The sequence below is a fragment of the Dysosmobacter acutus genome (genome assembly GCF_018919205.1).
In the GTDB taxonomy this organism is placed as follows: Bacteria; Bacillota; Clostridia; order Oscillospirales; family Oscillospiraceae; genus Oscillibacter; species Oscillibacter acutus.
In genome coordinates this window covers 181,610-204,206 of sequence record NZ_JAHLQN010000001.1, presented here as the reverse complement: position 1 = coordinate 204,206, position 22,597 = coordinate 181,610, and the positions used below count along the sequence as shown (strand labels likewise).

The window sequence follows — 22,597 nt, the reverse complement described above, 5'->3', positions numbered from 1 at the left end:
TTTCCTAACAGGCGGCGCTGCCGCCTAAGCGCGCAAAAGGGAATCAGATCTTCAGCAGCTTCTTGGCGGTCTCGCACAGGATCTTGTTCTTGATCTCGTCGGAGACGTCCATGTCAAGGATGGGCTGCAGGTTCTCCTTGAAGCGCGCGGTGTTGAGCGCATTGGCGTCGGAACCGTACAGCAGGCGGTCGTTGGTGCGCATCTGGGCCAGCGTGGCGGGGCCGATCTGGGGGAAGAGGGTCATCCAGCGGGCCATGGTGCCGCAGGTGTCCATGTATACGTTGGGGTTCTTGGCCACGATGACGGGGTCCCAGGTGAAGGGGTTGCCGTGGGCAATGATGAACTTGCACTTGGGATAGCGGATGGCCAGGTCATCAATGATGGAGGAGTCGCTCAGCGCCATGCGGGCGCCCTGGGTATAGATGCCGCCGGTGTGAATCAGAATGGGCACGTCGTATTCGATGCAAACCTCGATGCAGGGCGCGATCCGGGGATCGGCCATGGAGAAGTTCTGGATGGGAGGGTGGAGCTTGAGGCCCTTGAAGCCATACTTGTCCAGGGCGGCCCGCAGCTCGTCGGCAGCGCCCAACTCGGTGGGCACAACGCAGGCAAAGCCCATCAGGCGGTCGGGATGCTCCTTGCACAGCTGACCGACAAACTCGTTGTCGGAGAGGCCCAGCGTGCCGCCGGGGACAATGGGATGTACAACGGAGATGTCGATGTTGTTCTCATCCATGCCCCGCAGGAAGTTGTCTACGGTTCCCTTGTCTTTCCGGATGTGTACGTGAAAGTCAATAATCATAGTGTATACCTCCTCATAATTTGTTTTGACGCCGGTTGGTTTTCCAAGCTCCCACCCGCTAAAAATTGCCTGAAATTCCCAGGCGGACATGAGAAAACAAAGGAAAAACACCGGATATATGTGGAAAATTCTTTCGATTCTTCGCTACATAAAAAATACTCCTATTTCCACGACAAGTCCAATACAGAAATTATATTTAATCATATAAAAACTTTATGAAAGCGTGGGAAAATACAAAAATAGCAGGCAGTCTTCACAAGACTGCCTGCTATTTACTGGGCGGGCTTGCCCACACGGGAGGCGATGAAGGCCGGCACCTGATCGTAGGGGATCCCAAGGGCCGCGGACAACTCCCCGTGGAGCAGCCGCTCAGCCTGACGCATGTATTTTTCATCCACCATGCCCAGACGGTGCTTCTGCTGCTCCGCCTCCTGCCGCTTTGTGTAAATGGACATGGTCAGCTCCATCAGCTCCCGGCAGTCGCTGGTCTGCACAATGGACTGGTAATGCTGAGCCAGCTGCTGCAGGGTCCGGCCGCGGCAGGCCTGCACGTGGAGGGAGGGGATCAAAGCCACCAGCCGCTCCGCTTCCTCCCGGGAGATCACCGGCCGTATAAGCACTTTTTCACTGTCCACCGGCGCGTAGATCACACCGTCCTGATACAGGGGGCGCAGCAGATAGTAGAGCTTGGTGATGCCCTTCAAATCCGGTGTCCCGGTCCCCTCTACCCGGCATACACCGGTGGTGCCATACACAACCAGTTGTCCCGTCTCAAACATGACCGTTCCTCCTTTAAATATAAAGACGCGCAGCTTTAACAACCGGACTTACGTTTGTTAAAACCGCACGTTGTATAGTTCAGTATACCACATTTTTTGCAAAATGTGCAGAAAAGTTTTCAAAAAGTCAAATAATTGGCTACTTTCCCATAAGATTGGGAATGGGAAACAGAATATTTGGTGAAAGGCCATCGCATAGCCGCCGTTCGCACCCGAACTCTGGAGGAGGCCCTTTGCTCCAGACGCCGGGCAGAGGGAGAGGAGGCTGGTCAAATGCAGTCCGTTTTCGTCGACTTGATCAAAAAAGGGCATGGAAAATCCAACAGATTGCATAATAATTAAATTATAAAATAAAAACAATTGAAATAATAATATTATTATGATATTATGCACAGCAGAGAAATAAAAAGAAAATTCACTGCTCCCGGGGCTGCAGAGGATACAGCAGCCCATGGCCGCCCAAGAATTCCTCCACCTGAAGCATGTAGGATTTGGCCTTTTCAGGATGACGCTGGGCGCAGCCGGTGAGGATGGTGCTGATCAGCACAAAGCCGCCGGCCAGGGAGGGGGCGTTGTTGTAGGATTCCACCGCGCAGATGAAGGAGTAATCCGAATGGGCGGCCACGGGGCTGAGCATGGTGTCGGCAAAGGCCACGTGGGGAACCCCATTTTTGGCCGCGGCCTCCGCGATGATCACCGCATCCGACATATAGCGGGAAAAGGAGATGGAGATCAGCAGGTCTTTGGGCGTCATACGGCAGGCCAGCTCATAGTAATCCCCGGCCTCCGGCGTGATGGGATAGGTCCGGTAGCCCAGCTGGCCCAGGGACAGGGAGAGGAACCGGGCCAGGATGGAGGAGGAGCGGAATCCCATGATGTAGATGTTTTCCGCCTGATCCAGGGAATTGAGAAGCCGGTCATAGTTCTGCCGGTTCAAATCGCTCTCAAGGGTGTTTTTGATGTTTCCGATCTCTGAGTGGTATACCTTGGAATAGACATCCTGGTCCTCGATCTCGGTGAGATGCTGTTCCAGGCGGTCGTGCCAGTTGGACTGGGTCTGTACATACTCTGTAACGGTGCGCTTAAAGTCTCCGAACCCGGAAAAGCCCAGCTGCATGCAGTATTTGATGATGGTGGTGTCGCTGACGCCGATTTCCTTGGCCATGGAGGTCACAGACAAAAAGGGAATATCCTGATAGTGATCCACAATATACTCAGCCACCGCCTTCTGGGCCTGGGGCAGGGCGCTGTACGAACTCTGTATGGTTTTAAGCAGTTGCTGCATATGTTTTCCTCCCGTATGGCAAAACATTCCTGCTTTCAGTATAGCGAAAATGAAGACGCAAAAAAAGTGGCAATTCCACAAAAAAACAACGGACCCGGCAGGTTTCTTTTTTTACCCAGCAAGTAATAATATTATTATATTACCATAAAAAGATAATAATATTGTGAACACACAGTTAAGTTTTCAGGCGGGAGGCCCGCTTTGATATAGAGAGATAAATCATTTGAGGAGGAATATCATGAGTCAGACAGTCATCATCATTCTTGCGATTCTCATCACCCTTGCGCTTACTTATGGGATCAGCATGGTACTGACCCGCAAAAAAGAGAAAAATCAAAGCGTCAGCGTGGACGACTGGGAAGTCGGCGGGCGTGAGCTCCCCCTGTATGTTGTGGTGGGCACCCAGTTCGCCACCGCCATGGGCGGCGGCATCCTGGTGGGCCAGGTGGGCAACGGATTCAGCAATGGATTTTCCGTCATGCTCTACGGCATCCTCTGCCAGCTGTCCTTTGTCATCCTGATGTTTATCGCCAAGTGGCTGCGCGATCACCAGTTTGCCACTGTGCCGGAAATTCTGCTGCACTACACCGGCCCCAGCAAGGTGGTGCGGATTCTGGCCGGCATCATGACCATCGTGGTGCCCTTCGGCTGGTGCTGCTCCAACCTGACGGCCTTTGCCAAGCTCTATACCACCATCACCGGCATTCCCATCAATGTGCTGATCTGCGTCATGGCGGCTCTGTGCCTGCTGTTTGTGCTGCCCTCCGGCCTCAAGACGGTCGCCTGGACGGACTTCATCTTTGGCTGCCTGATGTTGATTGTGGGCACCGCGGTGGCCATTGTCACGGTGAATATGGCCGGCGGCATGAACCACATCATGACCACCGTGCCTGCCGAGATCGTGGAGCTGCCCGGATCCCTCTTCAGCGTGGGCCTGTCCACCACGGTTTTGTGGATTTTCTCCCTGACGCCCGGCGGACTGACCAACCAGATGTACTACCAGCGCATCCTGGCCTGCAAGGACACGAACAAGGTCAAAAAGAGCCTGCTGATCTCCGCCGGCTGCGCCCTGCTGGCCTATGTGTGGGCTGTGATCGTGGGCCTGGGCGTCCGCTCCATGAATCCCTCCCTTGAGAGCGAAATGGCCACCGGATGGCTGATGAACGAGATGCCCATCTGGTGTGTGGCCATCTTCTCGGGCCTTGTCGTGTGCACCATCCTCTCCACCATCAGCTCCGGCGTCCAGTCCGTGGTGGTGAACCTGAACCGGGACATCTACCGTGTCCTCAAGCCCGATGTGGATGAGAAAAAGGCCGTGCGCATCTCCCGCGTGCTGTCCGTGGCGGTGCTGATCTGCGCCGCGCTCCTTGCCATGTTCTTCCCCCAGGTGCTGAGCCTGCTGGTTCTGACCTATTCCTATTCCGCCGCCGGACTGGTGTGCCCCATCTTCCTCAGCTACATCCTGCGCAAGAAGGGGATCATCACGAAAAACGGCGTCATCGCCGGCATGGTGGCCGGCATCGTGGTCTGCGCCGTGTCCATGCAGTTTGAGTCCGTGGTGCCCTATGTCATCTGGGGCTGCCTTGCGTCCGGCGTTGCCATGATCGTGTTCAGCAAGCTGGACCACAAAAACCCCGTTTATCAGGAGCTGTAAGGAGGATATTTCATGGAAAAAAATCAGTCCCCGGCGCGGGTAGCCTGTGTCCAGATGGATATTGAGCAGGGGCAGGTGGAGAAAAACCTTGCCACGGCGCGCAGGATGATCGGGGAGGCCTGCGCCCAGGGGGCCACGCTGATGGTGCTGCCTGAACTGTTCAACACGGGCTGTGTCTTTGACAACCGGGCCCAGGTGTTTGCCGTGGCGGAACCGGTGCCCGGAGGAAAGAGCACAGCGCTTCTTCTGGAGATGGCCAAGGCCCATGGCGTATACATTGTCGCCTCCCTTGTGGAGCAGGAAGGGCCGGACCTCTTTAACACGGCCGTTCTGGCCGGGCCGGAAGGACTGGTGGGCAAATTCCGCAAGCTGCACCCCTGCGAGGATGAAGTCTATTGGATCGAGCCCGGAAACCTGGGCCTGCCGGTATTTCACACCCCCATCGGGCGGATCGGCCTTTTGGTCTGCCTGGACGCGTACTACCCCGAGACCTTCCGGATTCTGGCCATGCAGGGGGCGGACGTCATCTGCGTCCCCTTCAACGCGGGCGATGTGAAGAAATCCAGGCATCTGCCGGACCCCTATTACACGATGGCGTCCACGCTGTGCATGGCAAACGCCCTGTCCAACCATGTCTTGGTGGTGGGAACGGACCGTGTGGGTAAGACCGGGTCGGTGAGGTTTGCCGGCCAGAGCGTCATTGCCGACCAGTGGGGAGCGCCCATTGCCGGGCCCGCCCACAATGACCGGGAGGAGATTCTCTACGCCGACGTAGACCTGTGCGACAGCCGGCGCAAGTATTTCCACCCCACCAACAGCCGTCTGGCCAACCGGCGCACCGATGTATACAGCGCCGATCTGGGGTATTGCCCGGAGAAGTACCGGAAACAGTAATTTACTCTCTCCTTTCTCTCATAGGTTTCCTTGCCTCAGCCCCCGGATAAAAATCCGGGGGCTGAGGCGTTTTTGTGCCCCGCGCCATCGATGCCGCGGCAAAGAAGGAGGGACAAAGCAAAAGGACCGCCCCGTCTGGACAGTCCTTTCCTGTATGAAAAAGAGAGAAGAAAGCCGTTCCTTATTCCCGGGTGATGCGCCGGACAAAGTCCCGCGAGCGCTGAAGGTCCTTCTCATTGGGATGGCCTTTGGCGATGCCACCGATTTTCCCAAAGAGCCCATAGGTATCGTAGCCTGTACACTGGAAGCTGCCTGCCCAGCATACGCCCTTTTCCATCAGCAGCTTTCGCATGCTTCTGGTGTAGTCCCGGAAGGAGGTGCCGCAGGTGTCCGCAAGAAATACCCTTTGATGGGGCGCAAAAGTGGTGTCGTTCACATAGGACCTTATGGCTTCGTGGAAGGATTGGTGGTATATGCCGGACGCCAGGCCGATGATATCGTAACCGGAGGTGTCGGGCGCGTCCTCCCTTGTGAGATCGGCGAGATCGGCGCCGATGTACTCCGCCATGCATTCCGCAAGGCGCTTTGTGTTGCCGTGATGGGTGGATGCGTACAGTATGATTGCCTTCATCCGATGACCTCCTCAGACTCTGTTGTGTTACGCGCGCCGCTGTCAAAGCCGTCTCAAACGCGGCTCCGCGGGGAACCCGTGCCGGGAAGGCGGAATGGTCCGCTCCTCACATGCGGCTACAGGTCAACCATATAACCTTTTCGGCGCCCTGTCAACAACTTTGCCTGGACGCGGATGTATAGAGGCGGGATTTCGGCAAAGGCTGTATGAAAAGAGCATCCGGACGCAGGGCGAAAGGCGGCTGGAAAAAGGCTTGGGAAAGGTGCGTGCCGCAGCGATGAAAGAGCGCATTCGGACCGCATGGGAGATGGTCCTCTACAATTGGAGCGTGCTTTTGTGCTTTGAGATGCTGTATCGGGGAACCGGATTTCTCCTCCTCTTCCCGATGCTTCAGACCATCCTTGGCCGTCTGCCGGGACTGGCGGGCGAGGCGTTTTTGAGCCAGGAAAATCTGCCGCGGCTCTTTGAGCGGCCCCAGGCCCTGCTGGCACTTCTGAGCGCGGCCCTTTTGGCGGGGCTTTTCATCTGCTTTGAGCTGTCCGCCCTGCTGCTCTACAGTGAAAAGGGGTGGCGCGGGGAGAAAATTACGCTCTGGCGGCTCTGGAGGGAAACGGCCCTTCGGGCGGCGGCGCTGGCGCACCCCAAACGGGTGCTGGCACTTGGGGCGCTCCCGGCCATGATGCTGTCGGTCTTTGCGGTGGAGAGCGGATATCTTCGCAAGGTGCGCATTCCGGAGTTCATCTCCGAATATCTTGCCGGCGAGCCGCTGACGCTGTGTCTGTTCCTGCTGGTCATTCTTGGGGCCCACCTTGCGGCCTTTTTCTATCTCTTTGGATTTCCGGTCCTCTTGCTGCAGGGGGGATCGTTTCCGGATTCCTGGCGGGAGAGCCTGCGGCTTCTGCGGGGCAGAGCCTGGCGGACGGCGGGACGGCTGGCGGGGTGCGTTGCCGCCTCCCTTGCGCTGCTTTGGGGAGCCGCGGTCGCCGCCGTCGCCCTCCTGGCCCTTGGCCTGCGGATCTTTTTGGGGGAGGAGGCCGGCAGAGGGGAGTTCCGGGCCTGGGTGTTTGCCCTGGAGGGGGTCTGGCCCATTGCGGCGGGGGCCCTGATTTCCGCGTTTTTATCGGCAGTGGTTGTACTGCTGTTCCATCAATACCGTGGAGATGTCAGGCCCGGAAGAGCGGCTGTGAAGCCCGGCGGATGGGGAGCGGTCCGGCGGACAGCGGCCGCCCTGTGCACGCTGAGCGCTCTGCTGATATTCAGTGAGTCGGAGGCGGGAGGCCGCGTCTGGAACACGGACGGGCGCTCGGCATGGGTGGTGGCCCATCGGGCCGGAGCCGCGTTCGGGCCGGAAAACACATCCGCGGCACTGGAGGAGGCCATTGTATCCGGAGCGGATATGGCGGAGATCGACGTGCGGCAGCTGAAGGACGGCACGCTGGTTGTGGTGCACGACGCAAACTTCCGGCGCACGGCTGGCGTGAATCTGGCGGTGGAAGACGCGGATTACGATCAGGTGAAGCAGCTGGATGTGGGCTCCGCTTACTCCACACGCTTTGCGGGGGAGCCTGTGCCCACGCTGGAGGAGCTGCTCCTGTCGGCAAAGGGCCGCATCCGCCTGATGATCGAGCTCAAGGGAGACGGCCGGGGAAAGGAGCTGGTGGGGGACACGCTGCGCCTGCTAAAGCGCTGCGGCATGGAGGACCAGTGCGCCATCGCCTCCACCAGCCTGCTCAGCCTCAGGGAGGCGAAGGAGCGCTGCCCCGAGATGGCCACCGTGTATATCTCCGCATTGCTCCTCTCCCGGACCTATGACCTGAAATACGTGGACGCTTACAGCGTGGAGGCCACCGCTCTGACGCGGGAGCTGGTGCTCCGGGCCCGTGACCAGGGCAAGCAGGTGTTCGCCTGGACCGCCAACACGGAGCGGACGATCCGAAAGATCATCGAATGCGGGGCCGATGGCATCGTCACGGACAATCCGGATCTGGCACAGTACTGCCTGAGGTCCATGGAGGAGACATTGCTTGCGGACTTTCTCTGCGGCCTCTTCTTCCCATAAAAAGCGCCTGAGAGGTTTTGCCCTCTCAGGCGCTTTGACGCGCAGACGGATCAGAGCGGACGCTGCCGCTGCCGGACGCAGGACAACAGGCACAGCCCCAGGCCAAGGGACAGAAGCAGGGCCGCAAGGACGGCCTCTCCTCCGGCAAAGACCCAGGCGCAGCCCTGCGCTTTTGGCCACAGTGGACGGAAGAAAAAGGCGCGGTCCAGCATCCACGCGGCGCTCAGCGGTCCCAGGACCACAAAAAGAGGCAGCGACTTGAGCAGCATGGATACATAGTTGGCGCTGTATTGGGAAAGGAACACTGTCAGGGCGGCGGTGGTCAGGGAGATGGCAAAAATCAGCCCCATCAGAGCCAGAAGATAGGTGCCATAGGTCCAGTTGAACCAGGGGGCGCTTCCGTCCCAGAGACTGTAGAGCCTGCAATCACGAAAGACCAGCGGCCCCTTGGAAAGGAACGGTAAGGCGTAGAGCGTCATGCTGACCGCCCAGAGCGCCAGGGCGGACAGGCCGGCGGCCCCCATCTGAGCGGTCAGGATCCGCCTGCCCCGGCGGGAGGTCCACTGCATGGCCCGGGTCCGCCGCAGCTGGTCCCGCACCAATGTGGGGGAGAGCAACAAAACCGTGCTGAGAACCGCCCATACCGCCAGACCTTTGGCGTACTCGTTGGTGGAGTCCATCATCCCGCTGGGCAGATAGCCGGAGCGCAGGTCCGGCTGGGCAAGGGCGCTTAGGCGGCGGATCATGACGTCCGTGTACCCGATGTCCAGCAGGTCTTGCCGGGAGGGCTCCGCTCGGCCGTCATAGCTCTGGAGAAATTCCTCCAACGCGGTGATGGTATAGTAGTTGGTGTTTTCCATTATCAGATAGTTCAACCGCTCCGTATCCATGTCCGCCTGGCCGTTGCCCACCCGAACAGCCTCATAATAGGCGTTCTGAAAGGAGAGGAATGCATCGTAGCCGGTGAGGCCGGCCTCCACGGCCGCCGGGATGGCCGCCGCACGGGTCCCAAAAAGCGCGATCTCCTCCGCCAGCTGCGCCCTGATCTGTGGAAGCTCCGACTGCTCGATGGTGGGGCCGAACCGCTCCACCCAGGCGGCGGAGAGGTCAAACTGGGCCTGGGAGGCGGGGCCGTTGCAGAAGTATTTGATGTAAAAGGAGGGGAAGAGGAAATAGTACAGGGCGCCCAACAGGGCGATGGCGGCCAGGATGCCGCCCTGCCAGATTTTTCGAAGCTCCCATTTGAGAAGTTCCATCACAAGAGGTCCTTTCTGTTGGTTTGCCGCAGCGCCAGGGCCGCCGAAGCCCCTGCAAGCAGCAGGCTCCAGAGCGTGCTCACAGTCTCCTGCCAGGGTATGGCGGCGCTGAGGCCAAGCTCCGTAAACCATCCGCCTATGCAGAGCCACACGCCGGCGGGCTGAAAGCAGGAGAGAAAGTAGAGCGGCCACAGCTTGGCCTGGGCCAGCAGGACTGTGAGGCTGAGTCCGCTGGCGCACAGCAGAATCAGTGCCAAGGCGGCGCCGTAGGTGTTCCGGATCAGGATGCCGCATACCGCCGCCAGCAGGGCAAATGCTGCGCACAGAGCCGCTCCAAGGGCCAGCGCGGCGGCAAGGTAGCCCGCCACCGTAAAGTCGCCCCAGGTGAGGAAGGGACGGGAGTAGAGCATGTCCGTCAGGTAGTTGAACTGGCTGGACACGCTGGCGCTCCACACGCCGCCGTAGTCCCATAGGGCAAAGTAGGGGCATAGGGAACCCACAGCCAAAAGGGCGTAGAGCACCAGGGAGGCGGGGAGGGCGGAGAGCACCTTGATCCGCCGCAGCGCCCTGCCTGTCCGGGCGGTGAAAATCAGGCTCTCGGTCCGGAACATCCGCTCATAGCCCAGAAGGTACAGCGTGGCCAGCATGGAGAGAATGGCTCCCTCCGCCACCACGGAGCGGAGCAGAGTGGAGAAAAGAAACTGGTGGCTGTCGTGGGTGATGGGGCCGGCATACAGGGTGAGCGCCGCGTCTTTGGCCGCCAAATGCGCCACACGGCCTGAGAGAAGGCCGTACTTCCACTCCATCCACCGGGCGGCCAGGGGAGAGGAGGAAACCACCCCTTTGTAGAACGCCTCAAGCTCCCCCGTGTCATAGGTCTCAAAGATGTCCTCCAAAGCGGCGGTGGAGGCGATCAGAATGTCCCGGCTTTCGCCGGCGCCGCGCCGGGAAAGACCCTCCAGAAAGGAAGGAGTCACCTGCTGGCCCAGGTCTTTTGCGACGGCGGACACATCGCGGAAGAAGTCCCGGCCGCTGGAGTGTTCCAGAATCAAAAGTGTGTTGAAGGCAAGGCAAAGCGCCAAAAACACCCACAGGGCCGGCAGGCGGAAGAGCTTTCGCCACTCGCAGACCATCTGTCTCAAGACCGTCCCTCCTCCCGGTAGATGGCAAGGAATGCGTCCTCCAGTCCCGGCGTCACCGCTACGGCGGTTTGAGGCGGCGCATCGCTCAGAATCCGCAGCACCGTGCCGCCGTCTCTCTGGCCCTCGCTGAGAAGATATTGTCCGCCGGTCAGAGGCGTGTCCGCCGGCACCTCAAAGACCTTGCCCCGGAACCGGCCGCAGATGGCGGCGGGGCTCTCACAGCAGTAGAGGCGGTGATCCCGGAGCATGACGATCTGACTGGCAATGGTCTCGATGTCGGAGACAATGTGGGTGGAGAGGATGACAATGCGGTCTTTGGAAAGGGAGTGGATGAGGCTGCGGAAGCGCACCCGTTCCCGGGGATCCAGCCCGGCGGTGGGCTCGTCCAAAATCAGCAGCCGCGGGTCGTTCAGCATAGCCACGGCGATTCCCACCCGCTGGAGCATACCGCCGGAGAATTTTTTCAGCTTCCTGTCCGCCGAATCGGAAAGTCCCACCACCTCCAAAAGGGAGACAATGCGCTGATCCGCCGTTTGACGGGGGATGCACTGTAAGGCGGCGGCATAGCGCAGGAACTGCTTGGGCGTGTAGTTGGGATAGTAGCCGAACTCCTGGGGGAGGTAGCCCAGAAGGCCCCGGTAGTCGGAGCCCATGCTCAGAATATCCTCCCCGTCCCACAGGATTTGGCCTTCGGTGGGGAAAAGCAGGGTGGTGAGCATCTTGATGAGGGTGGTTTTGCCCGCCCCGTTGGGGGCCAGTAATCCGCAGACCCCTGAAGAGAAGGTGAGGGAGATGTCTTCAAGGGCGGTAAAGGCGCCGTAGCGTTTGGTCACATGTTCAACTGAAAGCATATGCGCTTCCTCCTTCCGTATGATGCAGACAATAGCGGCGCAGCTCCAGCAGATAGAGGGCCAGCCCGGCGGCGGCCAGCAGGAAAAAGACCGCCGTGGGAAGCCGGGTGAGGCAGGCCGCGGCCCGCTCGCTGCAAAGGGGCACCGCGCCAAGAGCGGCCCAGGCCGCCGGCGGGGCCAGCAGGCCCGGGAGGCGGCGCAGCCTCTGACAGAGGAGGGACAGGGCTCCATAGAGGAACAGGCTGGAGCAGGAGAGGCCCAGCATCCAGAGGAGGGGCGGGCCGCCGTGGGCCAGAGTCCACAAAAGGCCGTCCACCGGCACGCAGACCGCCACCGACACGCCGCCGAATATCAGCATCCGCAGTGCGGTCATGGCACGGAAGGAGACGCGGCAGGTCAGTTTCCAGTCCAGGGTGCCGCTCATGGATTCCTTCCAGGCGGTGAGAAGATGCAAGGAGGCGTAGAGGGCGGGGGAGAGAAGAAACAGCACCGGGGCCAGGCGGCCCTGTTGGGCCGCGGCGGCCATGGGAAGGAGGCACAGGGCCAGCGTCAGGGCCGAGAGGAACAGGCAGTCGCCCACGCCTCCAAAAAGGGTCCGCACTCCGACGGTATGCCGCACCTCGCCCAGACTCCGCCAAAGGCCCGGCGGAGCGATCAGGCCCGCGCTGAGAAGCTGCGCGATGGCCCGGTTTTTCTCTTCCTCTCCGGGCATGGGGATGTTCTGCTCATCCATGGGGGTCAAACTCCTTTCTCAACCGTCCCATCAGACGGTAGTAGCGGGCCTTGACCGCCGGCTCCGGCAGGCCCAGGGCGGCGGCAATCTCCGGGAAGGTCTGCTCTGCGTATAGGCGCAGGCGGAATACGGTCTGGGTCTGAGGGTCCAGCCCGGAGACGTAGGACTCGATCCGGGAGAGGAGGTCCCGGTCCTGCACCCGGGCGGCAAAATCCTCCTCCAGGGGCAGCTCCTGCTCCTCCAGGGGCGCGGCCGCGGGCCTGGCCCTGCGGCGGGCGTCAATCACCTTGTTTGAGGCGATGCGGTACAGATAGGTGCGGAAGGACGAACGCTCCGGCCGGTAGGAGGGCAGGGCGCGCAGCAGGGCCAGAAAGATGCTCTGCGTTAGGTCCATGGCGTCCTCCTTGCTGCCGGTCTGCCGGTAGACAAACCGGTAGAGCTCGTCGTAATAGGCGCGGATGAGATGGTCCGCCGCGGCCCGGGAACCCCGGCGCTGGATCTCCCGGATCCACGTTTCCTCCTGCTCCACGTCCTCACCACCTTTGTATCTATATTCGTATTCCAGCGTACCATCGTTGCGGAAAAAGGAAAAGAATTTTCTGTAGTATGGAGGCGGAGGGAAAAACTGATCTAAAAAGGCTTCCTGCCGGGGCGCTGCAAAAAGGACGGCAGGCACACCCGCCGCCCTGCGGCATATTCTGTACTGCGGGGATTGAAGGTGGTCGGCATGACCATGCGGACTGTCACCGCCGGTGCTGCCGGACTGATCCGGCGGCCGATTCAACAGAAGAGCCTGTTCTTTCTTGGAAAGGAGAAATACGAAATGGAGATGTCCACAGAAACTACGATGCGCGCGACGGTGTGCAAAGTCCACCGCTGCTGCCTGTGCGTATGTGATCACTGTACACAGCAGGAAGTGATCGTCCACTATGACAACGCCTGCTGCTTCCATGTGGGTCAGCGGGTCTGCATCCACTACGACGGCATGATGACCAGAAGCATTCCCCCGCAGATCAACGCGACCTGTATCGAGTGCCTCTGACGCGGCGTCATAAGGGCCTTGAAAGCATTGCTTTCAGGGCCCTTTGTATCAATAATGGAGTTTTAAGTGGGCGGGGGAGTCCGGGGCTTTGAGGGATTCGGAGAGCGGCTCATTTGCTTTCGTGCTCAATAGAGGGTCCATGCCAATTGGGCCTTCTCCTGTTCAATGATGCGGACAAATCCCCGGGCCGTAGTGGAGAGATACTTGCTCTTCAGGTAGTTCACACACATATCCTTGGGGGGAAATACCTCGCTGAGGGGGAAGAGAAAGACCCGCCCATCCTCCCTGGAGCCGATTTGGTTGCGGTACGGCAGCAGAAACACCTCTGGACAGACCATGATGCCCAGCCCGTTTAAGCAAAGCGGCACCAGCACGCTCAAGCTCTTTGCCTTCAGGACCACCTTGGGCACAAACCCCTGCTTGGCGCAGGCCTCATAAAATTTGCAGCCCAGCCGCGTCTCCACATCCATTGCCAGAACGGGACAGTGCCGGACATCCCCAAGGCACAGTTTCCTGCTGCCGGACAGAATGTCTCCGCACTCCGCCGGGAAATAGCGGACCAGGATTTGATGGGGGATCACCAATACCGTCTTCTCCTCCCAAAAGGGGATGCTCTGTATGCTGTTTTTGCTCAGGGGCGGGTATCCGATGAGCAGGTCGATCTGGGCATGGTCCAGCGCGGCCTCCGTCTCCTGGGAGTTTCCCTCAAAGATCGTCAGCAGCCCCGTGCCTACCGGCGGCGTGGACATGCCAAGCAGGGTGACGACGGTGTGGATGACGCCAAAGTGCAGCCGGCTGATGCCAAGCGCATCAATGATGGGAGAAAGCAAAGGCACGGTGATGATCCGGATGGTGATAGCGTCGATGAAACAGCCCATAATCAGCAGCACCACAAGGATCAAAAACAGCATGAGACAGCCTCCCACGGCCTTGCGCACAGATTCGTTGTGAGGCTGCCAGATGCGTTTTTCAAGAAGCGCACGGGTCTTTAAGCGGGCTTCCGCTGACAGGGGGAATGAAGTATGCGCCTCGCATCCCGGTCATTGTGGGGACCAGGGGAAGGCCACGGTTGACCATTGCGTCAATGCACTCATCGTCCATCATGACACCGTGCTCCACACAGTCGATGCCGGCCTGGATGATCCGCAGGATCGCCTCCTTGGGATAGACATGGGCCGTGGTGGGCCTGCCCGCGTCATGGGCCGCGGCGATGCCGGCCTTCAGCTCTTCCAGCGTCAGCTCGGGATACTTTGGGCCTTCCATAGGGAACTGATCCAGTCCGCCGTTGGCCATGAATTTGATGAAGTCCGCCCCCTACTTAAGCTCTTCGCGGACGCCGCGGATCATGCCGTCCACGCCGTCGACCTCGTGTGCGTTTTTGTGGCAGTGGCCTCCGGTCATACACAGGGGCCTGCCGCAGACCATCATCCCAGGCCCGACCACAAGGCCCTCCTGGATGCCGCGTTTGAGTGTGACGGCGGTGTAGCCGCCCAGGCCGAAGTCACGGATAAAGGTGATGCCCTCCCTCAACATGTCGTGGACGTTTTTGGCCCCGTGGAGGAGCATATACTCCCTGGAGTTGGACATAAATTCCCTGGAGCGTACCGCAACGGGAAGATCGGTGGGGTGGTCGCGCAGAATCTTGCGGTTTACGTGGTCGTGCAGGTTGAAAAGGCCGGGGGTCAGCGTGACGTCCCCCATGTCCACGCAGTCAGATTGCTGTACGGCTGCGGGCCGCTGCGCGGACACATACGTGATCCTGTCGCCGTCGACACCCACATAAACAGGAGACAGGACGGTTTTCCCATCGCCGGTGATACCCCGGTCTGCCTTGATATAAAACATTTGGCACAACTCCTTTGCAGTTCAATTTACAGAAGACACCTCTGCTGATTCGAATATACCCCGGTATTCATCGGAAAATCTAACAGGTCTTTCTTGTAAATCAACAGCCGTTCGCCTGTCGAACTTTGAAAAACGAAAGGAAAACCCGCCGCAGGCCATAAAACAGGACACCGCCGGAATCATACGATTCCGGCGGTGTCCTCAGGGGCTGATGTCCTGCAATTCGCTTCAAAAGGGCGCGCTGCTGTCCCGCCCGCGTGGAAACAGGGTCCAAGCCCGGCGCGACCGGGTGAGAGATGTGCCCTGGCGGCGGCCCGTGGCGTGGAAAACACTGGGCGCCGGCCGATTTTGCCGCGTGAGTGCCTGTGAGCCGGGAAGACGCCGGCCTGAGTGGTTTGCTACAGGCACATCCGGAAAATATTCTCGATATCCTGCCGGGCCAGGGGCCGGAAGGCGTTCAGCACACTGCCCCCGCAGGCTTTTTCCGCCATTGCGGCGAAGTGTTCATCGCCGATTCCGATTTCTGTAAAGGTGCTTTCGAGACCAAGCTTGTCGTAAAAGAAGAGCTTGAGGGCCTCAATTACGCTTCTGCCGGCCTCCATATCGTCCAGACCCGCGTCCATGCCAAGAACGTTGACGGCAAACTGCTTATATCTGGGGGCCGTTTGCTCTGAAAGCGCATATTCCATCCACCTGGGGGTAAGGATGGCAAGTCCAAGGCCGTGTGTGATGTCGTAGACCGCTGAAAGCTCATGCTCCATAGGGTGGCAGGCCCAGCGCTGAATTTTCCCGTACTCGATGAAGCCGTTGATTGCCCAGGACGCCGCCCACATCAGATTCGCCCGCGCCTCATAGTTTTCCGGCTCGGCCAATGCGACCGGCGCGTATTTGAGCACAGACCGCATCATGCTCTCCATAAAGCCGTCGATCATATCCATGCTGTAGTCCCTGCTGAAGTATACTTCCATGACATGGCTCAGGATGTCCGCGGAGCCGCATGCGGTCTGCCTCCTGCCGACGGAGAACGTATGGGTGGGGTCCAGAAAGGACACCCGGGGCGCTTGCGTGTAAACGCCGATTTTATCCATGGTGTCGGGTTTGCTGATCACGCAGCCGGGGTCCATTTCCGAGCCGGTTGCCGCGATGGTCAGAATGGTGACCACAGGCAGGCAGCTTGGGCAGGGGACCTTTTGGGTGACAATGTCCCACGGGTCGCCGTCATAATTTGCCGCCGCCGCAATGACCTTTGCGCAGTCGATGACTGAACCGCCACCCACTGCCAGGAGAACGTCGATGCCGTGCTCCCTGCAGAGGTTCGCCCCCTGCGCAACAGAGGTGATGCGGGGGTTGGGGTCCACACCCGAAAGCTCAAAACAGCTCAGTCCCGCGTCCCGGAGCTCCTCTGCAACCCGATCATAGAGCCCTGTTTTTTTGATCGAGCCTCCGCCATAGACCAGCAGTACGCGTGTCCCGAATTTCCTGAGCTCCGGGCCGAGATGATTCATTTGATCCTTGCCAAAATAGACCTTTGTCGGAATGTCATAAACAAAACTGTTCAGCATAAGTCCTCAGCTTCCTTTCCCTGTCATGGATTTGATGAGCCGCTCAGAAGGGGGGGCCGGAGGCTATCCCCCCATGCGCCGGCCCAGTTCATAGGCTTCCCGGCGGGCCTCGCACCGCAGGGCGTCTTCATAGCTTTTCAGGTGCGTGGCAATGACAATGCCCTGAATGTTCCATTGGATGTAGTGCAGCGCCGTTTGGTAGCCCAGGCGGGCGGCCTCCAGATTGCTCATGCCGCCCAAGCCGGTTTCCTCTCCGCCCTCCGCCGTCATGAGGAGAGCGCTGTCTTTGCTTCCCCCTCCGGGGTATAGGGAAAACAGCCGGTCGATAAAGGCCTTCATCTGCGCCGGCAGGCCGCCGAAAAAGACTGGCCCGGCAAAAACAACGGCGTCATACAGGTGAAAATTCGCGTAAATGTCCCACAGACTGTCCTTTTGAACACAGCCCTGGTGGTCCTGACAGCAGGCGTAGCACTCCAGGCAGCCGCGGATCGGCTTGCCGCCGATGTCGATCCGATGGACGACGGCCCCACGGCTCTGCGCCCCATCACAAAACGCCTGCGCTATCACAGACGTATTCCCGTTTTTTCTGGGGCTGGTAAAAACCAGCAAAATATTTCTTTCCATCGCTCTATTTGACAAGGGCACAGGCCACAAAGTGATTCGGCGCGGCCTCTTTTTCCGCCGGATCACATTCCGTACATACAGCCGCCGCGTAGGGGCACCGGCTGGCAAAGCGGCAGCCGGGCTTTGGATTGATGGGATTGCTGACCTCTCCTTTGATGATCCCCTTGAGCTGTCCGCGCTGGCTGAGATTGGGAACCGGGATCGCCTTGAGCAGCGCCTGGGTGTAGGGATGGGCCGGGTGCTCAAAAAGCTCATCGACCGGTGCGCGCTCAACGCACTGCCCCAGGTACATGACGACGATTTCATCACTGATGTGCTTTACCACACTCAGATTGTGGGTGATGAACATATAGGTAAGGCCCATGCTGCTCTGTAGATCCATAATCAGATTCAAAATCTGAGCCTGAATGGAGACGTCCAGGGCCGAGACCGGCTCGTCGCAGACAATGAACTCCGGGTCAAGGGAGAGCGCCCTTGCAATGCCGATCCGCTGCCTGCGGCCGCCGTCCAGTTCGTGGGGATAGGTGTTGACGAATCTCTGCGCAAGGCCCACGGTTTCCATCAGGGACAAAACCCTGTCATTCAGCTCCTGGCGTCCGGGCACGGTGCGGCACACCTTCATTGGCTCGGCTATGATCTCATTGACGGTCATGCGCGGATTGAGAGAGCCGTATGGATCCTGAAAGATGATCTGCATCTTTTTGCGCATCTCCTGCATTTGCGTTCGGCTGTAGTTCAGAATTGGCTCTCCATTATAGAGGATTTCGCCGGAAGTCGGCTCGATCAGGCGCAAAAGCGTGCGGCCAAGTGTGGACTTGCCACAGCCGGACTCCCCGACGACGCCCAAAGTCTTTCCGCGTGGAATCTGGATGCTGACGCCATCCACTGCGTGGAGCGGCCCGCGGGGCGTTTTAAAATATTTTTTCAGCGACTTGGTTTGAATCAAAGGATCCATAAGCTCATCCTTTCCTCTCGGCTTAAAAGCATTCGCATCTCTCCGCTGCATACAGATGGCAGGCGATCTCGTGGGTGCCCTGCCGAATCACCGCCGGAACCTCGGTCGTGCATTTTTCCATGCAGTGCGGGCAACGGTCATGGAATTTGCATCCGTCCGGAAGATTTGCCGGGTCCGGCATGAGGCCGGGGATCGGAGAAAGCCGGTCGGTGTGTTTTGTCAGATCGGGGATGGAGTTGAAAAGCCCGGTGGTGTATGGGTGATGGCGCCCGCCCTCAAAAATATCCTCCGCAGATCCGCTCTCGATAATCTCTCCGGCGTACATGATCGCAACACGGTCGCAGATTTCCGCGACCACACCAAGGTCGTGGGTGATGAGAATCATTGCCGTGTTCAGCTTTTCCTTCAGCGCCTTCATCATTTCAAGAATCTGCGCCTGAATGGTCACGTCCAACGCGGTGGTGGGCTCGTCGGCCAGCAGCAGTTTGGGCTCGCAGGCAAGGGCGATCGCGATAACAATCCGCTGCTTCATTCCTCCGGAAAACTGATGGGGATATTCCACCTTCCGCTCGGCCGGGATTCCCACCAGTTCCATGATTTCATCCACCCGCGCCGCGCGCTGCGCTTCGCTTGCCCCGGACTCGTGCAGCTTCAGCACCTCATCGATCTGATCCCCCACAGTCAGTATGGGATTCAGCGCGGTCATGGGGTCCTGAAAAATCATGGAGATGCTCTCGCCGCGGAGCAGCCGCATATCCGCTTCGCTTGCCTTGACAAGGTCCATTCCCTCAAACTCAATGGACCCCCCCGTAATTGATCCGACGCGGGGAAGAAGCTTCATAATGCTCAACGCCATTGTGGATTTGCCCGCGCCGGTTTCGCCGGCAATACCCAGCGTTTCACCCTTGTTGACTGTCAAATTGATGCCGTTTGCCGCATAGATCAAATCCTCATCCGTTTGATATGTCACATGGAGGTCCTTAATTTCAAGCAATTTTTCTTCCATAGGTTTTACTCCCACTGCAAAATCGTGTTGCCTTTTCAATTCTTGAGCCTTGGATCCAGCGCGTCACGAAGGCCGTCCCCAATCAAATTCAGCCCCATAACGGATAAGACGATGGCGATTCCCGGTATAATAACAAGATAGGGGTGATAACGCATTTGGGTTTTGCCTTCCGCCAGAATGGAGCCCCATTCAGGCGTGGGGGCTTGAACGCCGAGGCCGATAAAACTCAACGCGGCAATGCTCAAAATGGTGGATGCCATATTCAGCGTCGCCTGTACGATGATAGGGCCGATGGCATTGGGGATGATGTGCTTGAGAATGATACGGCTGTCCCTTGTGCCGCAGGCCTTCGCCGCCTCCACAAACTCCTGGTCCTTGATGGTGAGGATCGATGCGCGAACGATGCGGGAAAAGCCGGGGATCATGGAAATGCTCAGCGCAATCAACAGGTTAAAAAGCCCGCCGCCAAGCGCGGCAACAATGGAAATGGCCATCAGCGTCTGTGGGATGGCAAGGAATATGTCCATGATGCGCATTAAAATATTGTCGATCTTCCCGCCGTAAAATCCCGCCACGGCGCCGATCAGGGTCCCCGCTGTCAGCGAAATCAGGATCGTCACAACGCCGACAAAGAGGGAAAGCCTTGCGCCGAAGACAACACGGGCAAACAAGTCCCGTCCATACTGGTCCGTGCCGAACCAATGATCCGCGCTGGGGGAGAGCAGCCGCTCCTCCATTTTCTGCTCGATCGCCTGATCCTCATAGTCGCAGATAAGGTCCGCGGAGCATGCGATCAAAACAAGAGCGGCCATCAGGAACAGACCGAACATTGCGGATTTGCTTTTTTTGAAACGAAACCAGATAGAGCCGAACCGGCTCCTTTTCTTTATAGTTGTCATGCGTTCACATCCCCTATTTCGCTCTGGTGTATTTTGCCTTCAGCCTGGGGTCAATGAAGGCGTACAGAATGTCCACCAGCAGATTGGTAAAGCCAATGACAAAGGCGATAAACAGCGTACAGGCCATAACGGTAGGGGTATCTTTTGCGCGGATCGAGGTCAGAAGAAGCGTGCCAACGCCGGGAATGGCAAACACGCTCTCAATGACCACCGCTCCGCCCATCATGACGGCAAAATTCAGGCCAACGATTGTTATGATGGGCAAAAGCGCGTTGCGCAGGGCGTGGTGGAGCACCACCTGCTTTTCGGCGGCACCTTTTGCCCTGGCCGTGCGGATGTAATCGGCGCGTATGACCTCCAGCATATTCGAGCGCGTAATGCGGACGATCGTCGCCAGGGAGACGGAGGAAAGCGTGATGCATGGCAGTATAAAGTTCTTCCAGGTATCGATTCCCGTTGCCGGAAGCAGATTCAGCTGCAGTGAGACGTAAAGCATGAGCATCAGGCCCAGCCAAAAAGAGGGCATGGATGTCAGGATCAGGGTCAAAACAGTACTGGTGACGTCAACGACGGAGTACTGCCTGACCGCCGATATGACGCCGATCGGTATGCCGATTGCCACCATCAGGATTGTGGCGCCCAAAGTCAAAAGCAGGGTTGCTGGAATCCGCGAAACCAGTTCGTCCGTGACCAGCATTTGAGTGCGGTACGACTCGCCGAAATTGCCCTGCAGGGCATTGAGGATATACGTTCCGTACCGAATGAAAAAATTTTGGTTAAGGCCCATTTCTTCCCGCAGCTCGGCTACGGCCTCCTCGGTGGCCGCCTGTCCCAGGATGATCCGCGCAGGGTCACCTGGCGTCAACTCCATAATGGAGAAGATAATAAAAGAGATACCAATGATGACGGGAACCATCATCAGCAGCCTTTTTCCAATGAATTTCAGCATCTGGCCTCCTATATTGTGACGGGAGCCGAAGCCCCCGTCATTTGTGAACTGTTGCCTCCTCAACAGGGCGCGTCGGTTTATGCCCAGGAATAGTCATATACATGGAACCTGTAGATCGCATCCGCCTGGAACCCCTTCAGGTCCTTGTTCGCGGCGGCTCCCGCCATGAACGTATACAGCGGGAAGGAATAGCCCCTGTCGATTATGATCTGCTGCGCCTGGTTATACAGGAGGACACGCTTTTGCGCGTCGACCTCCACGCGGGCCTGCTCCAGCAGGGCGTTTAAATCCGCGTCATCGCAGCCCACGTAGTTCTGCCCGCTCTGGATGCTGTCCCCGTGGTAAAGTTCATAGAGGACATCGCCGTCGCCCACGGGAACCGTCCAGTGCATGATGGTCATGCCGTATGCCTTCTTCCCGATCTCCTGAATCCAGGCGGCGCGCTCCATCTTTTGAATTTCGATCGTGATGCCGATCTTGGAGAGCTGGTTCTGAAGGATTTCGGTGGGCTTGTAATACATATCCATCTCCTGGGACAGCACCGTGATGGTCAGCCCGTCGGGATAGCCGGCCTCCACCATAAGCTGTTTGGCCTTTTCAAGATCCAATTCGTGTCCGTTTTTGTAATTGGGATCATAGCCTGTGACAGAGGGAGGCAGCCAGCCCTCCAGCGGGGTGCCGAGGCCCTCGCAGGCGCCAAGGATCATGGCGTTTTTATCAATGGCATAGCTGATGGCCTCTCTGAGCTTTGCATTGGAGAAAACGGGATCCGCCGTATTGTAGAGCAGGTACATAAGGCCGGCGATCTCCGTCTCATACCACTCTATATTGGGGTCGTCGATCAGGTTCTGGCGTTCCGTCAAAGGAGCGTGGGAGAGGATATCCAGTTCGCCCTTTTGCAGCGCGATGGCGGCCGAGACGCCGTCGGTCATGATTTTAAATGTAAGATGCCGGATGCTGGGGGCGCCGCGGTAATAGTCGTCAAAGGCTTCCAGAACAATTTTTTCGCCGCTTGAGCGGGAGACAAATTTATACGGGCCGCAGCCGACGGGGGCGTTGGCAAAGCCCTCCTCATCCTTTTCGACGATCGCCTTGGGGACGATGCTGAACGAGCTGGACGCCAGCGAGTTCAGGGCTCCCGCGTAGGGGGCCGTATAGTACAGCTTGACGGTGTAGTCATCCGCCTTTTCCACCCGGTCAAACGAGATGAGCATTGAGCCGATCCGCTTGGAGTTGTGGATCCGCTCGATCGTAAAGACGACATCATCGGCTGTAAGCATACTCCCGTCATGGAATTTGACGTCCTTGCGGAGATTGAGGGTCAAGACGGTGTTGTCTTCATTCCACTCCCAGTTCTCCGCGATGGCAGGGACCAGCTCCCCATCCTGATTTCTGGCAATCAGGGTGTCGTACAGCTGGTACCAGACCGCATAAGACATCTGGTCTGTCAGAAGGTGGGGGTCCAGCGAAGAGGGCTCGCCCGTCAGGCCAAAATTGACGGAGTCCCGCGTCTCGCTCCCTCCGCCGCTTTGCTGATTGCCGCCGCAGGCAGTAAGGGAAAAAATCATCAGGATCGCAAGAAATAAGCTCACCAAAGGCGTTTTGTGTTTCATGTTTGTTCCTCCTGTC

The 22,597-nt window shown here is 58.5% G+C and carries 23 protein-coding genes; 4 read left to right on the top strand and 19 right to left on the bottom strand.

Annotation, left to right across the window (positions count from 1 at the left end):
- Positions 1-43: 43 nt before the first annotated feature.
- The 3 genes from KQI82_RS00955 to KQI82_RS00945 all read right to left on the bottom strand — a co-directional run bounded on the left by KQI82_RS00955 (position 44) and on the right by KQI82_RS00945 (position 2,866).
- Positions 44-802: an amidohydrolase family protein gene (locus KQI82_RS00955; RefSeq protein WP_187332509.1), complete on the bottom strand. Its 759-nt coding sequence runs from the start codon at positions 800-802 to the stop codon at positions 44-46.
- 272 nt (positions 803-1,074) lie between these two features.
- The gene (locus tag KQI82_RS00950; RefSeq protein WP_216557426.1) at positions 1,075-1,581 is read right to left on the bottom strand and encodes a CarD family transcriptional regulator; all 507 of its coding nucleotides are present in this window, start codon (positions 1,579-1,581) and stop codon (positions 1,075-1,077) included.
- A gap of 415 nt (positions 1,582-1,996) precedes the next feature.
- Positions 1,997-2,866, bottom strand: coding sequence for a MurR/RpiR family transcriptional regulator (locus KQI82_RS00945; RefSeq protein WP_216557423.1), 870 nt, complete (start codon positions 2,864-2,866; stop codon positions 1,997-1,999).
- A gap of 238 nt (positions 2,867-3,104) precedes the next feature.
- On the opposite strand from KQI82_RS00945, the gene KQI82_RS00940 reads away from it, so the two are divergent.
- Both KQI82_RS00940 and KQI82_RS00935 read left to right on the top strand, forming a co-directional pair.
- On the top strand, positions 3,105-4,520 hold the full coding sequence (locus KQI82_RS00940) for a sodium:solute symporter family protein (RefSeq protein ID WP_216557420.1): 1,416 nt from the start codon (positions 3,105-3,107) through the stop codon (positions 4,518-4,520).
- 12 nt (positions 4,521-4,532) lie between these two features.
- On the top strand, positions 4,533-5,414 hold the full coding sequence (locus tag KQI82_RS00935; protein ID WP_216557417.1) for a nitrilase-related carbon-nitrogen hydrolase: 882 nt from the start codon (positions 4,533-4,535) through the stop codon (positions 5,412-5,414).
- A gap of 181 nt (positions 5,415-5,595) precedes the next feature.
- Here KQI82_RS00935 and KQI82_RS00930 read toward each other — a convergent pair whose 3' ends face one another.
- Complete coding sequence (locus KQI82_RS00930) at positions 5,596-6,045, bottom strand: flavodoxin family protein (protein WP_216557415.1); 450 nt, start codon at positions 6,043-6,045, stop codon at positions 5,596-5,598.
- Between the two features lie 277 nt (positions 6,046-6,322).
- Here KQI82_RS00930 and KQI82_RS00925 point away from each other — a divergent pair, with 277 nt between their 5' ends.
- A complete protein-coding gene (locus KQI82_RS00925; RefSeq protein ID WP_216557411.1) occupies positions 6,323-8,104 on the top strand; it encodes a glycerophosphodiester phosphodiesterase family protein in 1,782 nt (593 codons plus the stop codon).
- Between the two features lie 50 nt (positions 8,105-8,154).
- Here KQI82_RS00925 and KQI82_RS00920 read toward each other — a convergent pair whose 3' ends face one another.
- From KQI82_RS00920 to KQI82_RS00900, 5 genes are read right to left on the bottom strand one after another with little or no spacing between them, the layout of a single operon-like run.
- The gene (locus KQI82_RS00920; protein ID WP_216557410.1) at positions 8,155-9,360 is read right to left on the bottom strand and encodes a hypothetical protein; all 1,206 of its coding nucleotides are present in this window, start codon (positions 9,358-9,360) and stop codon (positions 8,155-8,157) included.
- Complete coding sequence (locus tag KQI82_RS00915) at positions 9,360-10,502, bottom strand: hypothetical protein (protein WP_216557407.1); 1,143 nt, start codon at positions 10,500-10,502, stop codon at positions 9,360-9,362. Before KQI82_RS00915 ends, KQI82_RS00920 begins: the two co-directional genes overlap by 1 nt.
- Positions 10,499-11,353 carry an ABC transporter ATP-binding protein gene (locus KQI82_RS00910; protein ID WP_216557404.1) on the bottom strand — a complete coding sequence of 285 codons (855 nt, stop codon included), beginning with the start codon at positions 11,351-11,353 and terminating at the stop codon, positions 10,499-10,501. The genes KQI82_RS00915 and KQI82_RS00910 overlap by 4 nt, the downstream gene beginning before the upstream one ends.
- Positions 11,340-12,086 (bottom strand): hypothetical protein, encoded by a 747-nt coding sequence (locus KQI82_RS00905; protein ID WP_216557401.1) that lies wholly within the window; start codon positions 12,084-12,086, stop codon positions 11,340-11,342. The genes KQI82_RS00910 and KQI82_RS00905 overlap by 14 nt, the downstream gene beginning before the upstream one ends.
- Positions 12,079-12,615 carry an RNA polymerase sigma factor gene (locus tag KQI82_RS00900; RefSeq protein WP_216557398.1) on the bottom strand — a complete coding sequence of 179 codons (537 nt, stop codon included), beginning with the start codon at positions 12,613-12,615 and terminating at the stop codon, positions 12,079-12,081. The genes KQI82_RS00905 and KQI82_RS00900 overlap by 8 nt, the downstream gene beginning before the upstream one ends.
- 198 nt (positions 12,616-12,813) lie before the next feature.
- Between KQI82_RS00900 and KQI82_RS00895 the strand changes: the two genes are divergently transcribed.
- Complete coding sequence (locus tag KQI82_RS00895; protein WP_216557395.1) at positions 12,814-13,128, top strand: hypothetical protein; 315 nt, start codon at positions 12,814-12,816, stop codon at positions 13,126-13,128.
- Between the two features lie 125 nt (positions 13,129-13,253).
- On the opposite strand, the gene KQI82_RS00890 is transcribed toward KQI82_RS00895, so the two are convergent.
- The 10 genes from KQI82_RS00890 to KQI82_RS00845 form a co-directional block, all read right to left on the bottom strand.
- A complete protein-coding gene (locus tag KQI82_RS00890; RefSeq protein ID WP_216557392.1) occupies positions 13,254-14,039 on the bottom strand; it encodes a substrate-binding domain-containing protein in 786 nt (261 codons plus the stop codon).
- Positions 14,040-14,097: 58 nt separating this feature from the next.
- The gene (locus tag KQI82_RS00885) at positions 14,098-14,421 is read right to left on the bottom strand and encodes an amidohydrolase family protein (protein ID WP_216557389.1); all 324 of its coding nucleotides are present in this window, start codon (positions 14,419-14,421) and stop codon (positions 14,098-14,100) included.
- A gap of 21 nt (positions 14,422-14,442) precedes the next feature.
- Positions 14,443-14,973 (bottom strand): amidohydrolase family protein, encoded by a 531-nt coding sequence (locus KQI82_RS00880; RefSeq protein WP_216557386.1) that lies wholly within the window; start codon positions 14,971-14,973, stop codon positions 14,443-14,445.
- A 398-nt stretch (positions 14,974-15,371) separates the two neighbouring features.
- Complete coding sequence (locus KQI82_RS00875; RefSeq protein ID WP_216557383.1) at positions 15,372-16,535, bottom strand: iron-containing alcohol dehydrogenase; 1,164 nt, start codon at positions 16,533-16,535, stop codon at positions 15,372-15,374.
- Between the two features lie 63 nt (positions 16,536-16,598).
- Positions 16,599-17,159 (bottom strand): flavodoxin family protein, encoded by a 561-nt coding sequence (locus KQI82_RS00870; protein ID WP_241426745.1) that lies wholly within the window; start codon positions 17,157-17,159, stop codon positions 16,599-16,601.
- Between the two features lie 4 nt (positions 17,160-17,163).
- A complete protein-coding gene (locus tag KQI82_RS00865; protein ID WP_216557378.1) occupies positions 17,164-18,114 on the bottom strand; it encodes an ABC transporter ATP-binding protein in 951 nt (316 codons plus the stop codon).
- Between the two features lie 22 nt (positions 18,115-18,136).
- Positions 18,137-19,120 carry an ABC transporter ATP-binding protein gene (locus KQI82_RS00860; RefSeq protein WP_216557375.1) on the bottom strand — a complete coding sequence of 328 codons (984 nt, stop codon included), beginning with the start codon at positions 19,118-19,120 and terminating at the stop codon, positions 18,137-18,139.
- A 35-nt stretch (positions 19,121-19,155) separates the two neighbouring features.
- A complete protein-coding gene (locus KQI82_RS00855) occupies positions 19,156-20,019 on the bottom strand; it encodes an ABC transporter permease (protein ID WP_216557372.1) in 864 nt (287 codons plus the stop codon).
- 13 nt (positions 20,020-20,032) lie between these two features.
- The gene (locus tag KQI82_RS00850; RefSeq protein ID WP_216557369.1) at positions 20,033-20,968 is read right to left on the bottom strand and encodes an ABC transporter permease; all 936 of its coding nucleotides are present in this window, start codon (positions 20,966-20,968) and stop codon (positions 20,033-20,035) included.
- Between the two features lie 77 nt (positions 20,969-21,045).
- Complete coding sequence (locus KQI82_RS00845; protein ID WP_216557366.1) at positions 21,046-22,581, bottom strand: ABC transporter substrate-binding protein; 1,536 nt, start codon at positions 22,579-22,581, stop codon at positions 21,046-21,048.
- Positions 22,582-22,597: the final 16 nt, after the last annotated feature.

Bases quoted from the DNA above. Each gene is read 5' to 3' on its own strand.
- KQI82_RS00955 (WP_187332509.1), bottom strand. From the start codon at position 802: ATGATTATTGACTTTCACGTACACATCCGGAAAGACAAGGGAACCGTA.
- KQI82_RS00950 (WP_216557426.1), bottom strand. From the start codon at position 1,581: ATGTTTGAGACGGGACAACTGGTTGTGTATGGCACCACCGGTGTATGC.
- KQI82_RS00945 (WP_216557423.1), bottom strand. From the start codon at position 2,866: ATGCAGCAACTGCTTAAAACCATACAGAGTTCGTACAGCGCCCTGCCC.
- KQI82_RS00940 (WP_216557420.1), top strand. From the start codon at position 3,105: ATGAGTCAGACAGTCATCATCATTCTTGCGATTCTCATCACCCTTGCG.
- KQI82_RS00935 (WP_216557417.1), top strand. From the start codon at position 4,533: ATGGAAAAAAATCAGTCCCCGGCGCGGGTAGCCTGTGTCCAGATGGAT.
- KQI82_RS00930 (WP_216557415.1), bottom strand. From the start codon at position 6,045: ATGAAGGCAATCATACTGTACGCATCCACCCATCACGGCAACACAAAG.
- KQI82_RS00925 (WP_216557411.1), top strand. From the start codon at position 6,323: ATGAAAGAGCGCATTCGGACCGCATGGGAGATGGTCCTCTACAATTGG.
- KQI82_RS00920 (WP_216557410.1), bottom strand. From the start codon at position 9,360: ATGGAACTTCTCAAATGGGAGCTTCGAAAAATCTGGCAGGGCGGCATC.
- KQI82_RS00910 (WP_216557404.1), bottom strand. From the start codon at position 11,353: ATGCTTTCAGTTGAACATGTGACCAAACGCTACGGCGCCTTTACCGCC.
- KQI82_RS00905 (WP_216557401.1), bottom strand. From the start codon at position 12,086: ATGGATGAGCAGAACATCCCCATGCCCGGAGAGGAAGAGAAAAACCGG.
- KQI82_RS00895 (WP_216557395.1), top strand. From the start codon at position 12,814: ATGACCATGCGGACTGTCACCGCCGGTGCTGCCGGACTGATCCGGCGG.
- KQI82_RS00890 (WP_216557392.1), bottom strand. From the start codon at position 14,039: ATGCTGTTTTTGATCCTTGTGGTGCTGCTGATTATGGGCTGTTTCATC.
- KQI82_RS00885 (WP_216557389.1), bottom strand. From the start codon at position 14,421: ATGGCCAACGGCGGACTGGATCAGTTCCCTATGGAAGGCCCAAAGTAT.
- KQI82_RS00880 (WP_216557386.1), bottom strand. From the start codon at position 14,973: ATGTTTTATATCAAGGCAGACCGGGGTATCACCGGCGATGGGAAAACC.
- KQI82_RS00875 (WP_216557383.1), bottom strand. From the start codon at position 16,535: ATGCTGAACAGTTTTGTTTATGACATTCCGACAAAGGTCTATTTTGGC.
- KQI82_RS00870 (WP_241426745.1), bottom strand. From the start codon at position 17,159: ATGGAAAGAAATATTTTGCTGGTTTTTACCAGCCCCAGAAAAAACGGG.
- KQI82_RS00865 (WP_216557378.1), bottom strand. From the start codon at position 18,114: ATGGATCCTTTGATTCAAACCAAGTCGCTGAAAAAATATTTTAAAACG.
- KQI82_RS00860 (WP_216557375.1), bottom strand. From the start codon at position 19,120: ATGGAAGAAAAATTGCTTGAAATTAAGGACCTCCATGTGACATATCAA.
- KQI82_RS00855 (WP_216557372.1), bottom strand. From the start codon at position 20,019: ATGACAACTATAAAGAAAAGGAGCCGGTTCGGCTCTATCTGGTTTCGT.
- KQI82_RS00850 (WP_216557369.1), bottom strand. From the start codon at position 20,968: ATGCTGAAATTCATTGGAAAAAGGCTGCTGATGATGGTTCCCGTCATC.
- KQI82_RS00845 (WP_216557366.1), bottom strand. From the start codon at position 22,581: ATGAAACACAAAACGCCTTTGGTGAGCTTATTTCTTGCGATCCTGATG.